Origin of the sequence: Acinetobacter sp. MF4642, assembly GCF_002018925.1 — a bacterium.
In the GTDB taxonomy this organism is placed as follows: domain Bacteria; phylum Pseudomonadota; class Gammaproteobacteria; order Pseudomonadales; family Moraxellaceae; genus Acinetobacter; species Acinetobacter johnsonii.
Map to the genome: position 1 here is coordinate 63,253 of NZ_MVON01000014.1, position 14,473 is coordinate 77,725.

11 protein-coding genes and 2 pseudogenes are annotated in these 14,473 nt (G+C 41.7%); 6 read left to right on the forward strand and 7 right to left on the reverse strand.

Annotation, left to right across the window (positions count from 1 at the left end):
* Positions 1 to 85 precede the first annotated feature (85 nt).
* The 6 genes and pseudogenes from MF4642_RS09485 (at position 86) to MF4642_RS09505 (ending at position 7,962) form a co-directional block, all read left to right on the forward strand.
* Positions 86 to 2,194: a TonB-dependent receptor family protein gene (locus MF4642_RS09485; protein WP_078426042.1), complete on the forward strand. Its 2,109-nt coding sequence runs from the start codon at positions 86 to 88 to the stop codon at positions 2,192 to 2,194.
* Positions 2,195 to 2,638: 444 nt separating this feature from the next.
* Positions 2,639 to 3,333 (forward strand): annotated as a pseudogene (locus tag MF4642_RS09490) (alpha/beta hydrolase).
* A gap of 549 nt (positions 3,334 to 3,882) precedes the next feature.
* A pseudogene (locus MF4642_RS09495) lies at positions 3,883 to 5,342 on the forward strand (cytochrome ubiquinol oxidase subunit I).
* Positions 5,335 to 6,339: a cytochrome d ubiquinol oxidase subunit II gene (gene cydB, locus MF4642_RS09500; RefSeq protein WP_004694788.1), complete on the forward strand. Its 1,005-nt coding sequence runs from the start codon at positions 5,335 to 5,337 to the stop codon at positions 6,337 to 6,339. Before MF4642_RS09495 ends, cydB begins: the two are co-directional and overlap by 8 nt.
* A gap of 14 nt (positions 6,340 to 6,353) precedes the next feature.
* Positions 6,354 to 6,476 carry a hypothetical protein gene (locus MF4642_RS16685; RefSeq protein ID WP_004694789.1) on the forward strand — a complete coding sequence of 41 codons (123 nt, stop codon included), beginning with the start codon at positions 6,354 to 6,356 and terminating at the stop codon, positions 6,474 to 6,476.
* A gap of 79 nt (positions 6,477 to 6,555) precedes the next feature.
* Positions 6,556 to 7,962 carry a PLP-dependent aminotransferase family protein gene (locus MF4642_RS09505; RefSeq protein WP_078426043.1) on the forward strand — a complete coding sequence of 469 codons (1,407 nt, stop codon included), beginning with the start codon at positions 6,556 to 6,558 and terminating at the stop codon, positions 7,960 to 7,962.
* Positions 7,963 to 8,096: 134 nt separating this feature from the next.
* Here the strand turns inward: MF4642_RS09505 and MF4642_RS09510 are convergent, their stop codons facing one another.
* From MF4642_RS09510 to MF4642_RS09540, 7 genes are all read right to left on the reverse strand, one after another.
* Complete coding sequence (locus tag MF4642_RS09510) at positions 8,097 to 9,023, reverse strand: hypothetical protein (protein ID WP_078426044.1); 927 nt, start codon at positions 9,021 to 9,023, stop codon at positions 8,097 to 8,099.
* A gap of 18 nt (positions 9,024 to 9,041) precedes the next feature.
* Positions 9,042 to 9,752 (reverse strand): LrgB family protein, encoded by a 711-nt coding sequence (locus MF4642_RS09515; protein WP_078426045.1) that lies wholly within the window; start codon positions 9,750 to 9,752, stop codon positions 9,042 to 9,044.
* Positions 9,745 to 10,161, reverse strand: a complete 417-nt coding sequence (locus tag MF4642_RS09520) for a CidA/LrgA family protein (RefSeq protein ID WP_078426046.1) — start codon at positions 10,159 to 10,161, stop codon at positions 9,745 to 9,747. The genes MF4642_RS09515 and MF4642_RS09520 overlap by 8 nt, the downstream gene beginning before the upstream one ends.
* A gap of 1 nt (position 10,162) precedes the next feature.
* Positions 10,163 to 11,815, reverse strand: a complete 1,653-nt coding sequence (locus MF4642_RS09525; RefSeq protein ID WP_078426047.1) for a nitrite/sulfite reductase — start codon at positions 11,813 to 11,815, stop codon at positions 10,163 to 10,165.
* 56 nt (positions 11,816 to 11,871) lie between these two features.
* Positions 11,872 to 12,705, reverse strand: a complete 834-nt coding sequence (locus tag MF4642_RS09530) for a hypothetical protein (protein WP_101495446.1) — start codon at positions 12,703 to 12,705, stop codon at positions 11,872 to 11,874.
* 296 nt (positions 12,706 to 13,001) lie between these two features.
* Entirely contained in the window at positions 13,002 to 13,463 is a 462-nt protein-coding gene (locus MF4642_RS09535; protein ID WP_078426048.1) for an Lrp/AsnC family transcriptional regulator, read from the reverse strand.
* 87 nt (positions 13,464 to 13,550) lie between these two features.
* A partial coding sequence (locus tag MF4642_RS09540; RefSeq protein WP_078426051.1) for an IS5-like element ISAha1 family transposase occupies positions 13,551 to 14,473 on the reverse strand: 923 nt, incomplete at its 5' end.

The window sequence follows — 14,473 nt, forward strand, 5'->3', positions numbered from 1 at the left end:
CGCTAGTCAGCTTATCATTTCACAAACTTACAAATTCTCCGTATTTTCTTCACATTTAACCTATACATCATTTTAAGGATCTCTTGTGTTACTCCCTCATTTCAAAAAATCAGTCCTCACCCTCTGCTTATTTCCCTCCATACTTTATGCAGCCGATACATACCCTACTGTGACGCTTAACCCGATAATTGTGCAAGCCGAAGGCAACTGGTTAGATGAAGCCAATGCACAGAAAGTACTAAATCATGCTGGAGCGCGTACAGTCATTCAGCGTGATGAGTTGATTAACCGAGGCGTAACTTCTGTCAAAGAGGCTTTACGCACTGTGCCTGGTATTCAAGCTCCTGAAAATGCAGGAACAGCAGGGAGTGATGCATCGTTAAGCATCGGTGTCCGTGGTTTAACGTCACGGTTTTCACCACGCTCACAGGTACTCGTGGACGGTGTTCCACTTTCGTTTGCCCCTTATGGTCAATCACAACTCTCCTTAGCACCCACTAGTTTAGGCAATACTGAAAGTATCGACGTGGTGCGTGGCGCGGGCTCTGTTCGCTTTGGGCCACAAAATGTAGGAGGGATTATTAATTTTAACTCGCGTACAATTCCTGAAACCTTTGCTGGAACGGTAGACCTCACTACAGAAATTGCAGAAAACGGTCATGTAAAATTTAACCCCAACTTATTTGTGGGTGGAACCTTAGACAACGGTTTAGGCTTAGCGCTGTTATATTCTGGCGTTAATGGAGAGGGTTTTCGCGATAAAAATGATGACTCTGACATCAACGATATTCGCTTAAAAGCAGCTTATGCAATAGATGAATATGCAAAAATTGAAGCCAATCTACACCGCTACGATGCAGATGTAGATATGCCTGGAGGTTTAACCCCTGCTCAATTTGCTGAAAATCCATATCAGTCCTTGCGCAATCATGATTATATGAAAGGGCATCGTACTGACGGTTCAGTTAAATACAGCTATAAAAAAGATGACAATGCCTTTGAGCTTTTGGCCTATCACACTGACACCTTCCGTGATGCAGGAATGGAACGTAGTGGATCAAAACTGTACCAAACGGCGCCACGTAATTATAAAGTGACGGCAATCGAGCCACGGTATTCGCATGCGTACCAACTTGGGACTACTGAAAATGAAGTTTCTGTGGGCTATCGCTATCTACATGAAACTAGTGAAGAGGCGGTTAATCGTGCAAGCTATAACACGGTCACAGGCCCTACAAATGAATATGCTTGGACCAAAGCAGACGGGAAAACAGATGCACATGCATTGTTCATCGACAACCGCACAGATGTGGGTGCATGGTCTCTGATTCCTGGTGTTCGTTTTGAGAAAATCAAAACCACCGAAAATATGTACAAATTAAATAAAGATGCATCGGTACTCAACGGAGTACATGCTGAAAAATCCTATGATGCAGTATTACCAAGCTTTTCAGTCATGTATAAAGCCAATGATTTGTGGAATATTTTTGCAAACTACGGTAAATCTTTTGCACCACTACAATATAGCCAAATGGCTAATACCAATGCGTCAGGTGCCTATCTGACCATGCAAGGCTTGCAACCTGAAAAAGCCAATAATTATGAAATTGGTACACACTATTTAGACCCATATCTATCCCTAGAATTCACCCTGTTTTATATTGATTTTTCTGATGAATTAAAACGAGATGATGCAACTCAAACTTACTCAAATTTAGGTGCCACTGAACACAAAGGAGCCGAGTTCGGATTTAAATATAATCTCGGTGCAATCAGTGACGAACTCAGCGGTATTTCGCTATATGCCAATACCACTTACACCAAAGCAACCGCATCTGCTGGGGAAAACAAAGGACAAGATCTCGACTTTTATTCACAATTGGTCGGCAATGCTGGAATAGACTATAAAGTTGATCAATGGACACTAAACACTAATTTCTACGGTCAATCTGGTCAAACCGCATCGGGCACCCATGATGCTACTGGACGCTATGGCAACATTCCTGGTTATGGTTTAGTGGGTGTTCGGGCATCCTATGATTTTTCCAACACACAACTCAATGGTCTCAAAGTGGGCTTCGGTGTGAAGAACCTATTTGACCGTGAATACTACACTCGTTCAGCGGATCAAGTCGGTGGAATGTATGTAGGTGCGCCACAAACGTATTATCTACAAACCTCATTTGATTTCTAGACACTCAATTCTAGAAAAGCAAATATTCAGGCAGAGACACCTCTCATTCATCTTTGCAAAAGTGATGTCCTCGCCTGAAACAACTTTCCCTTTATTTCTAGACAGCACCAAAAGCTGAAATGGATACTCTATCTGATAAATGTCAGCCCCTCGGCATAAGCTGCTCAACTCAACCTACAACCTTCAAATCTAATAAAAGATACTAGAATCCCTTAAAATAAACCGATAAAAGGTTATGCCCTATTTTTACTAAATTTTAGATTCAATATAAAAATTAAGTACTTAAATAATAAATATGTTTTCAAAAATGACTGCGAAAATTTAGCCCACTCATCTCTTTAACTTACAATCAGTTGATTGTAACAATACAGAGAAGCATAAAACCAAGCTAGTCTCACTAAATTTTTCACGATAAGATGATATTTTTACTCTAGGGATAAGAAGATAAATAAGAAGCCAACAATTATTTTAGTACATGGATTTTGGGGCGGCGCTGCCCATTGGTCGAAAGTCATTACTGACCTATCTCACCGAGGTTACGAAGCCTTACGTGCCGTTGAACTGCCGCTCACCTCTTTGGCGGATGATGTCGAAAGAACCCGTAAAATGATTGCACAAGTACAAGGAGATGTACTTTTAGTTGGCCACTCCTATGGGGGGCGGTCATTACCGAAGTGGGTAATCAACCCAATGTTGTGGGTCTAGTCTATATTGCAGCTTTTGCACCCGATGCTGGTGAAAGTCCAGGTGGCATTACGCAGCAACATTTACCCGTTGGTGCCCCCAACTTAGAACCCGACAGTGACGGATACCTTTGGGTCAAAGCCGATAAATACCATGAAAGCTTCTGTCAGGACTTAACGAATGATGAAGGACTGGTCATGGGCATCACCCAGAAAGCCCCTGTTGCGAGTACTTTTGGCGATACCATTTCAAACCCAGCATGGAAAAACAAACCATCTTGGTACCAAATTTCAACTGAAGACCGCATGATTCACCCTGAAAACCAAGCCATGATGTCTTCACGCTTAAATGCTCAAAAAGTCATTTCTTTAGATGCCAGTCATGCTTCACTCGCGTCTCAACCCAAAGTCGTTGCTGATTTAATTGATGAAGCCGCAACTTTCCTTGCGCGTTAAACTATCTATATTGAAGGGAGTCTACAAACTCCCTTTTTAGAGCTATTTTAAGTATCAAACGACTTCGAATCACAATAGATAGCGCAATATCATTATCCTGTAGGTGTAAATATTCGCACATACTCGGTTCGATGGCTGTCAGCTAGACTTCAGCTTTTACTACTGAAACTATCCTTTATAATAAAGTTCCCTCGTTAAAAGTTTTATTCAAACTACGCTATTTCAAACAAGGTGTTATGCAAGTTTTGAATAACATTTTTTAACTAATTCAGCATCAAAACTTTCTGTATATTTTAATGAAGTAATAAGAATGAATAGATCATAAAAACAGTTCAAAAAATATAACAGACTAAGTGCAATTTTCTATTTTGTTATATTTTTTCTCTCCAATTCTTGTACCTACATCTTCTAGACATCCTGATGCAAGATCATCATCAGTATTTTAAGTAGGTAGTTTTTAATGAAACGATCTATGCTTTTTTATCATTCCGATTTAGACAGCAACTGGGTATCGAACCGTCGATATTCCTGCCAGCCATGGAGGATGCAATGAGCCTCGGATTAACCGCACTTGAGTTGGCAAGAATTCAATTTGCCTTTACTGTTTCTTTTCATATTATTTTTCCTGCAACCTCTATTAGTTTAGCCTGCTTTCTTGCCATGCTGGAATGGAAGTGGCTGCGCACCCAAAATCCAATTTATAAAGACTTATTCAAGTACTGGATTAAGATTTTTGCCGTGGCATTTGCTATGGGAGTTGTTTCAGGCATTGTCATGGCCTACCAGTTCGGCACCAACTGGAGTGAGTTTTCACGCATCGCAGGCAGCGTCACAGGGCCATTGCTCACGTATGAAGTCATGAGCGCCTTCTTTTTAGAAGCCGGTTTCTTGGGCATTATGCTATTGGTTGGGGACGGGTCAGCCCCAAAGCCCACTTTTTTGCCACGTTAATGGTCGCTATCGGTATTTGTATTTCCATGTTCTGGATTTTATCCTCCAACAGTTGGATGCAGACACCTCAAGGCTTTGCCATTGAAAATGGCATTATTGTCCCCACAGATTGGTGGGCAATTGTGTTTAACCCATTCTTCCCCTACCGATTTGCCCATATGGCAGCAGCGGCCTTCCTAGTCTCATCACTTTTAGTGGTCGGCACCGCAGCATGGCATTTGCTGAAAGGTCGTCGTGATGAGTTAGTGAAAAAATCTTTTTCCATGGGCTTATGGATGGTCCTGGTCACGTCTTGCTTACAAGTTGTGATTGGGGACAACCACGGTTTAAATACCTTAAAACACCAACCTGCAAAATTGGCAGCCATTGAAGGTCATTGGGAAACCAATCGTGATCATGGCATGCCTTTATTACTGTTCGCTTTACCGAATATGGAAACAGAATCGAATGATCTTGAGATTGGTATTCCCAATCTGGGTAGTTTGATTCTGACGCATTCCCTAGAGGGTCAGGTCACTGGTTTAAAAGACTTCGCAGCTGAAGACCGTCCGAATGCACTGATTGTATTCTGGAGTTTCCGTGTCATGGTTGGCTTGGGTATGTTAATGGTTTTACTCTCATTAACAGCGCTGTGGCTGCGTAAAAAAGGCTCTTTATATGAAAGCAGTTGGTTTCATAAATTTGCCATCATCATGGGGCCTACAGGTTATATCGCGCTCCTAGCAGGTTGGGTCACTACAGAAGTTGGTCGCCAGCCTTGGGTGGTGTATGGCGTGATTCGAACTAAAGACGGTTTATCGCATACAGTCACCGCAGATCAAGTCGGCTTGAGCCTGATTATTTTTGTTCTGGTCTATACCGTCGTCTTTGGCGCGGGTATTTACTACATGCTGCGCTTGATCAAACTAGGCCCTGCTTTTTCTACGCCTTTAGATGCCGTACAAGATACTGGCCCGGGGCATTTTAAAACCCCTCTACGTCCACTCAGTGCTGTTGAAGAGTCTATCGATACCACTGATCCCTCTGCTCAAAATAGTAAGGAGAAACCACATGATTGATCTCGCTTTGGTTTGGGTCGGTATCATCGGGCTCGGGGTACTCATCTATGTGGTTATGGATGGTTTCGACTTAGGCATTGGCATTCTGTTTCCCTTTATGAACGGAACGCAAGAACGTGATGTGATGATGAATACCGTCGCGCCCGTTTGGGACGGTAATGAAACATGGATGGTCCTCGGTGGTGCTGGCTTATTCGCTGCATTTCCTTTGGTCTATTCAACTGTTTTATCGGCACTGTATTTACCCATTATTTTTATGGTAGTGGCTTTGATTTTCCGCGGCGTAGCATTCGAGTTCCGCTTCAAAGCCACGCGCACCAAATACCTCTGGGATCTTGCGTTTATCTGGGGCTCTATCTTATCGAGCTTTTTCCAAGGCGTGATTTTAGGGGCTTATATCCAAGGTATTCAGACCACCAATGGTATTTACAGCGGTGGTGGATGGGACTGGTTCACGCCATTTACATGTTTTACCGGTCTAGGGGTCGTGGTCATGTACGCCACTTTAGGCTGTGGCTGGCTCATTTGGAAAACCGAAAAAGAGATACAACAACGGATGTATCATCTGATGCCTAGACTGATTATTGCTTTGCTCATCATCTTCGGTGCAGTGAGTTTATATACGCCACTGACCCATCCTGAAATTGCGCAGCGTTGGTTCTCTCTGCCGAATCTATACTATTTTAGCCCCGTGCCAATTTTAGTTTTACTGTTTGTAGGCTTGATTCTATCGGCATGCAAAAAGCAGCATGAACTAAAACCGTTTATCTATACTTTGGCTTTAGTCTTTTTGGCTTTTACTGGCTTCGTCATCAGCTTATGGCCCAATATTATTCCGCCATCGGTCACTATTTGGCAGGCCGCTGCACCTGAGTCAAGTTTAAAGTTCACCTTGGTGGGAGCTGCAATTTTAATCCCAATCATCATTGCCTATACCTTCTTGTCCTATTGGGTGTTCCGTGACAAAGTACGTATAGGAGATCAGGGTTATCATTAATTGAGGAGATAGACATGAAAAAATTTGTTGATCGACTCAGCCCACGATTATGGTTTATTTTATTGTGGTGCTTTGGCTTTATTTCTCTCGCACTGATTGCGGGTTTCTTTAAGCTGTTGCTGAGTTTTGCTTACTAAAACCAGCCAAGCATTTTTTATGAATTAGGCACGGGACTTTCAATACATGTCCTGTGCCTTTTAATTGCAGCGAACCCATATGTATAAATCAGAAAAACTTGCGCTCAGCCTGAAACATTTGATTGAAAGTGGTTTTTGGAAAGCCAACGATAAACTACCTTCACTACGTCAACAAGCTGAAACATCGGGTTTTAGCCTAATGACCGTGATGAATGCCTATCAGGAACTCGAAGCGCAAGGGCTGATTTATTCACAAGAAAAACTCGGTTACTTTGTGACAGGCGATACACGCTCAGACAGCAACTCCAATAGTGTCATCCTCAACGAAAAGATTGAAATCAACTCTAAAATTTTTAGATACTTAAAATCGATCCAATCTGAACAAATGGTTCCCTTTGGCATCGCCTTTCCCAACAGCCAACTGCTCTACTCTGCCAAACTGATGCAAACGTTGGGACAACGCGCCAAACACCGTCTCAGTTATGAACAGATGCCAAGTTTACCTCCGGGGAACTTTGAACTGCGAAAACTGATTGCGCAGCGCTACTGCATGCAAGGGATCCCAACAGACCCGTCCGATATCGTAATTACTTCGGGCGGTTTGGATGCTTTAAACCTCTCCTTACAAGCCATGACCCAACCCGGCGACTACATTTTACTCCAAAAAACAATATTTTATGGCGCTTGGCAAGCGGCTGAACATCTGGGTTTGAAAGTCATTAGTATTCCTGAACATGAAGAACATGGTATTGACCTTGAGGCGTTTAAAGATGCAATTGAACGTTATCCAATTAAAGTCTGTTTGCTGATGCTCAACAGTCACAACCCTATTGGTTTTACGGTCAGTGATGACATCAAATACCAACTGGCAAAGCTACTGCACGAACGCGATATTTATTTAATTGAAGACGATGTGTATGAAGAGCTTTATTTTGATCATAAAAAACCGCTGTCGATGAAATACTTTGATCAGAAAAATTTGGTTTTACACTGCTCTTCTTTTTCAAAAACTTTAGGTGCGGGTTTTCGGATTGGTTGGGTCTATGCGGGTAAGTTTTCAGAGCATATTCAGCATCTACAGCTGATGAGCACGCTTTCCGTCAACTCGTTTATTCAAAATGCTTTGGTCGATTATTTATCTCATCGACACTATGAAAAGCACTTAAAAACCTTACGCACCACCTTAAAGCGCCTCAAAAATCAGTATTACACATACTTATCTGAACATTTGTCAGAAGATTATCAAATTCATTATTATCCATCGGGCTATTTCTTATGGATTACTTTGCCCGAGCAGATCAATGGCAATTTGATTTATGAGCAGCTTTTAGAGAAAAATATCAGTATTGCGCCCGGTTCATTATTTTATCAAACGGACAATGTCCCACATCATATTCGAATCAATTGTTCATTTGAAATCAATGAACGTATTCAAAATGCCTTAGATGCCTTGATCCAATGTATTTACCCAGAAGCCTTTGAGTAAAAGTTGAATGCTTTAAATCCAAACTGATTTAAAGCATCTTTTTATTTGAAGAGACCCACTCCCTCACACTGCAAATATCACCATCCCAGAGATAAAATGACATGATCAGATCTGATCATGTCATTTCTCTCAAGCTAGGTATAGGATTTCTCAGCACTCATATTCTGAAAATAGGTGCGATAGATATAGACACAGCCAAGTGAAAAGCCAGCCATCAGGCCGGATGCAACAGGTAAATGCATCACACTGTCTTGTGGAAAGACAAAAACCAAAAATGGAAAGGCATATACCGCAGGAATGCGCATATCAAAGAGCTTGAGCAAAAGAAACATCAAGGGCATATATATGAGGGTGAGCAAGATCCAATCTTGAATCCACAACTGCATAAACACGGCCATTGAAATCGACAGTGTCAACACAGCAACCTGCTTAAGATACATTTTCAACGAATACATCATCATATTTAATGATTCATAGACCACCACTGTAATCGGCGGAATCAGTGCCATCGCTTCAATCTTGAAAATAGCGGCGAGTGCAAAACCAATTAAAGTAATACTGGCATATACACCTATTTTTCGTCGATCAAAATTGCCTTTTCTTTCTATGCCTTGGTGCAGTTTAAAGAACACAACGCCCAACATTAGGATAAAACTAGTGGCAAAAATCGAAATCAAAAACGATATTTCATAGGCTTGGGTCACAATCGGCAAGAAACCCGTGGCCAGTGCGGGCGGTAATATATAGTTAAACATCCGCATCATGAGCAACATAGCACAGAGAACCAAAACCAGTTTGAACAAATATGAAATTGGCATTAAGTTAATACAGAACCCGATAACAGCAGTCAGACTCGGTAAAATAAAAATTTTATCTGGCTGATTCAGCCACTGTTTATCTCGATAGACCCATAGTCCAACGGCCATCGCCGCTATTTCAGGCAGAATAATTTCACGATCATTCAGTCCATAGGCAGCCGCCACCATAAGACCTATAAAGACAAAGGCCGCGAGATAACTTTTGGGGTTTAAGAGTGCCTTTGCATGTGACATAGGATTCATATTCGATTCCTTATTGATTTAAAACGATATAAAGCCAAGTAAATACTTCGTCACTGCAATCAGCGATGGGGCAAATAGCACCATAATGATTCCTGAAATAATCATCGAGAGACTGGCAATGACGCCTTCCAATTCATGCCGCTGTCTTGCCCGAACTATGCCCATAGCATGTGCGGCATTACCCAGTGCTGCGCCTGAAGCAAAGTGATTTTTATATTTGATCCAAAGCAAGAGGAGGTCTCCCAACAACATACCGACCAAACCTGTAATCACGGTAAATAGCGGAATCAGGCTGATAGAGCCCCCCACTTTTTCGGTAAGCACCAAAGCGAAAGGAATCGAAATGGAACGCGCCAACAGGCTATTTTTAACGATGTCATCAAAATCCAATAGGCTCGCCAAAAACCAACTGCTGAAAATACCCACCAACATGGCGAGGCTAGAACTGAAGAGCAACACTTTAAAATGTTGCTGAATCATGCGGCGATAACGAAAAACAGGAATAGCAAAAGCCACTGTGATTGGACCGAGCATGGCCACCAAATATTGGGTATAAAAGTAATAGTCTTGGAACTGATGCTGTAAAAGAAAGATCAGTACGATGCTCAAGCTAGGAACAACAATAATGGGGGATAAATAGATTTTTTGTGTTCGAACAAAGAGCCTCTTTGCCATGAAATAGCACAGCACGGTCCAAACCAAGTAAAAAATTCCCCAGAATTCAGTCATTCTGATCTTCCAGTTTTGGTTCTTGATTTAGCTCTGGCTGCTTTAACAACAACCGCACGCTATATACAGAAACCATCATCACTAAAGCGGTGCTGATTAAAATCACTAGCAGAATTTTCCAACCACTGGTGATCAATAAATCCTGATATTGAATCACACCGACCACAGGCGGAATGAAAAACAGCAGCAGTTCCGCCAGTAACAGATCTGCACCGCGTTCAACGTAGGCTAATTTCAACCACTTCATTTCAAGTAAGAACAACAGCAGAAAAAAACCTAACACCCCTGATGCCACAGGCAAATTCAACAACTTTTGTAAGACATAAGCACAGCTCCAAACGGCCAAAATGGTCATGATTTGGTAGCTCGCAGTTTTTAACTTCTTCAGCCGAGTTCGGTCATGCAACATCTCAATTTATGTCCGCATATGCCCGCGCTTTAAACGGCTGGATCGAAACACGTTTGTAAGTTTCTAAAAAAGATTCATGTGCTAAACGTAGATCCAGATAAGTATTTAGAATTTCTTCGAGCACATCGGGAATATCTTCTGCAGGAAATGATGGTCCTAAAATATCACCGATGGATGCATCATGATCTGAGTTACCGCCTAAACTAATTTGGTAATATTCAGCGCCTTTTTTATCGACACCTAGAATGCCAATATTGCCGACATGGTGGTGTCCACACGCATTCATACAGCCTGAAATGTTCAGATCAAGCTTGCCTAAATGATATAAAGCATCCAAATCATCAAAACGGCGAGCAATTGCTTCATACACCGGAATGGATTTGGCATTTGCCAAGGAGCAAAAGTCGCCACCCGGACAGCAAATCATGTCAGTCAGAAAGCCAATATGCGCACGAGCCAAATTGCCACGATCTAAGACTTGCCACAGTTCAAACAGATCCTTTTGGCGTACATCGGTTAAGGCAATATTTTGCTCATGCGTGGTTCGCAGCTCACCAAAGGTATATTGGTCAGCCAAATCTGCAATTAAACGCATTTCATCGGAAGTCATATCCCCCGGTGCTACACCCGCCCGTTTTAAGCTGATCGTAACGATGCGGTAGCCCGCGACTTTATGTGCATGGGTATTGATATTGAACCAGTGTTTAAACTTCGGATACTGTTGGAACAACGCCTCAAAATTTTCTGCATCTAAAGGTTCATAGGCAAACGGTCGAAATACGGCATCCATTTGCGCTAAAACACTAGGCTGAACTTTGAGCAGTGTTTGAGTATGTGCAAACTCAGCTTCCACTTTTTCCGCAAAGCCCGCTGGAGTGAGGGCTTTCACTAAAATTTTAATACGCGCTTTGTATTTATTATCACGGCGACCATGCAAGTTATATACACGCATGATGGCATCTAAATAAGCAATTAAATCTTCACGGGCTAAAAATGGCTTAATCACATGTCCCGCTAAAGGGGTGCGTCCAAGCCCACCACCGACTTTAATTTGATAACCTAACTCCCCCGTTCCATTTTCTACCAGATAGACCCCAACATCATGAAAAGTTGTGGCAGCACGGTCTTGTTCAGGGTGTGCACAAACTGCAATTTTGAATTTACGCGGAAGGAATGAAAACTCTGGATGGAAAGTACTCCACTGGCAAATTAGTTCACAGGTGGGGCGCGGGTCTGTGAGCTCGCCCTCAACTACACCTGCATATTGGTCTGTGGTGGTGTTTCGAATACAGTTGCCACTGGTCTGAATAGAATGCATGTGTACTGTAGCGAGTTCCTGCAAAATATCGGGGACATCTGCAAGCTGCGGCCAATTCAGTTGAATATTTTGACGCTTAGAAATATGCGCATAACCACGGTCATACTTCTGTGCAACCTCAGCCACCTTACGCAATTGCTCTGTGTTCATTAAGCCATAAGGCACTGCCAAACGTAGCATGGGTGCATAACGTTGAACATATAAACCATTTTGTAAGCGTAAGGGGCGGTATTCTTCTTCGGTCAGTTTTCCCTCTAAATAACGCTGGGTTTGGTCGCGAAACTGTGCGACACGTTCATTCAATAAATTTTGATCAAAGTCTGTATATAAAAACATGGGGATGACCTAGGTATATGCATCAATATGAAAGAAAAGCTGTTTTGAATGGCGCATCAAAAATGCAAGTTAGGCGAAAAAAGTCGCCTGCTTTCGGGACCGCCATGTTGTAAACAAGTCTGCATATACTCGGCATAGACCGATAACTTTTCATAAATATGCTCCGCATAGAACATATCTTCAACCAGCTGGATCGCTTGCTGCTGGTTATAACTGCCATAACTCAACAATAACTGCGCATTCAATGTGGCGAATTTTTCACATAAATCGATATATTGCTGATCTTTGTTTTTAAAGAACAATTTCCGCATATTCCATTCACTACTGTCGATGATGGCATCTTGTGGATGGGTAGAAATATAGTTAATTTTGACTTTAAAAAACTGTTCCAGCTCTGCAAGTTTTTGTGTATTGAGCACTAATGATGTCACCAAAAAAATCTGAGAGACATCGGTTCGACATAGTGCTTTGATCAATGAAAAATAGAAAAAATCGACATCATTCAATACGCTATCACTCAAATCTAAATAAACATTGAGAGCCTCAAGCACATCATCTATTTTTAGGTTTTGTTTTTGCTCTGCTTGATAGTAACGATTGAGGATATTGAGTACGGTTGGCGTTGCAGGGCTGCTATAAATCACAGGATGGTTCAAATTTGCCAAGATAAAAGGCGCAAATAAAAATGCGACCTCGGCATGTTCTGCTTGAATGGCAGACTGCACAATATACTGAACTTTAGCGCTTGAAAAATCACGTAAAACTTTAGCACGTAACAAAGTCGCTTCTAAGTTTAAATACTGCTGCGCAAGTAGATGTTGCAGTTGGTCTGATAGACCCTGCCCCTCAACCAATTCAGAAATTGTATTTAGTTGCTGTGTTATAAACATTACGCCACCATCAAGATTGTGATCCCTTCTTGAGTCAAATTTTCAGCTAGTTTGGTGTGAATGAGTAGCTACAGTAAGGCTTGAAAAAACTATAACAGCGTGCCTCCTTCTCAAGTTTTATCGGTACAAAGCCATCAAAATTAGAAAAATAAATTCGTTATATAAATAGGAGCCCAATTCCATCATGGCGTTATTTTGGGTGCCTAAAAATCAAGCAACAGCTCTTCTCTTTTCCTATTTCAAGCAAACCCTTTAGCCCTTGAATATAAGGTGGAATCTAGAAAGGAGAATAAAAGTTATGGCTGACAAGACACCTCTAAAGTTGTTTTGATCCGTTCTAACACAACGGTGGTTTTAAACCATTGCACATTCGCATTATGATGAAAAAGCTGATCACATAAGGCTTGAAACCGACTCATACTTGGCACCAAGAGTACCAACATAAAATCCGCCTCACCTGTTACGTAATAGCACTGCTGTATTTCTGGAATTGAAAAACTTGCTTTCAACTCGTCGAGGTATGTCACATGGGTTTGGTTGACGCGAACCTCGACAAAAATCGTAATCACTTGTCCCAATTTGTCTGGATCAAGCACCGCGGTATTACCAATAATATAGCCACTGTCTCTTAATTTTTGAATGCGACGTTGTACCGAGGCCGTTGATAAATGCACTAAATCAGCCAATTCTCGGAGTGGCGTTAAGCAATCTTTTTGCAGATGCTCCAATAAAGCGAAATCAAATTTATCCAATTGCATGAGCAGCCTCCTACGAGAAATTTTCTCATTCAAACGGCTTTGTTGCACAAACATTCAAAAGCTAAACTTCTTCCAAGTTATCTAAATTTAAGTGGCAACTTGGGTGTGAGGTCGGCCTAAATCTGTAAATTTATTTAATACGGCCACACGTGCATGAATCTCATTGACTTGGCTTTGAAAGTTTCTCGCACGGAGTTTATCGCCTAATAATTTGATGCAATGCATCTTGGTTTCTATCAGACTTCTGCGATGATAGCCTGACCAATTTTTCCATATTGTTCTTCCTAAACGTTTAACTGTTCGAAGTAATTCATTTCGCTCTAGCGAGCTGGTCTTTGTATCTTTCCAAGGTTTCGCATTTTTTCTTGGCGGAATCACCGCATGTGCTTGTCGGTCTGCAATTACTTGACGGCATTGCTTGGTGTCATAAGCCCCATCAGTATAGACAGAGTCAATCTGCTCATCTTGTGGAATCTGATCGAGTAAATCACCAAGCACTTGTGAATCACTCACATTATTTGTAGTGAGTTGAATAGCGCGTATTTGAAGGGTTTCAGCATCTATACCAATATGAAGTTTACGCCATTGGCGACGATATTCAGGTTGGTGTTTCTTACGCTTCCATTCACCTTCGCCTAGAAACTTTAAGCCAGTAGAATCGACGAGTAGCTGGAGACCATTACTGCTTTTTTGATAGTTAATTGCAATATCAATATGCTTTTGTCTTCTACAAATGGTTGAATAATCCGGTGCTGTCCAATCTAATCTACAAAGATGAATGAGACTTTGCACAAAGCCAGTGACCATGCGTAAAGAAAGACGAAATAAGGATTTGATCATTAAACAGCATTGGATGGCTGTATCTGAATAAGTTTGATTTCGACCATGTTTACCTTTGGGTTGAGCGTACCATTGCGTCTTGGGATCAAACCAAATTGAGAGATTTCCTCGATTTATTAATGCACTGTTATAAGAAGACCAATTGGTTGTACGATAGATTTTAGGTGTGG

What these genes read in the sequence shown, in the direction of transcription:
- MF4642_RS09520 (WP_078426046.1), bottom strand. Translation starts at nt 10,161, where the DNA reads ATGTTGCATGACCGAACTCGGCTGAAGAAGTTAAAAACTGCGAGCTAC.
- MF4642_RS09515 (WP_078426045.1), bottom strand. Translation starts at nt 9,752, where the DNA reads ATGACTGAATTCTGGGGAATTTTTTACTTGGTTTGGACCGTGCTGTGC.
- MF4642_RS09510 (WP_078426044.1), bottom strand. Translation starts at nt 9,023, where the DNA reads ATGAATCCTATGTCACATGCAAAGGCACTCTTAAACCCCAAAAGTTAT.
- MF4642_RS09505 (WP_078426043.1), top strand. Translation starts at nt 6,556, where the DNA reads ATGTATAAATCAGAAAAACTTGCGCTCAGCCTGAAACATTTGATTGAA.
- MF4642_RS16685 (WP_004694789.1), top strand. Translation starts at nt 6,354, where the DNA reads ATGAAAAAATTTGTTGATCGACTCAGCCCACGATTATGGTTTATTTTA.
- MF4642_RS09525 (WP_078426047.1), bottom strand. Translation starts at nt 11,815, where the DNA reads ATGTTTTTATATACAGACTTTGATCAAAATTTATTGAATGAACGTGTC.
- MF4642_RS09535 (WP_078426048.1), bottom strand. Translation starts at nt 13,463, where the DNA reads ATGCAATTGGATAAATTTGATTTCGCTTTATTGGAGCATCTGCAAAAA.
- MF4642_RS09530 (WP_101495446.1), bottom strand. Translation starts at nt 12,705, where the DNA reads ATGTTTATAACACAGCAACTAAATACAATTTCTGAATTGGTTGAGGGG.
- cydB (WP_004694788.1), top strand. Translation starts at nt 5,335, where the DNA reads ATGATTGATCTCGCTTTGGTTTGGGTCGGTATCATCGGGCTCGGGGTA.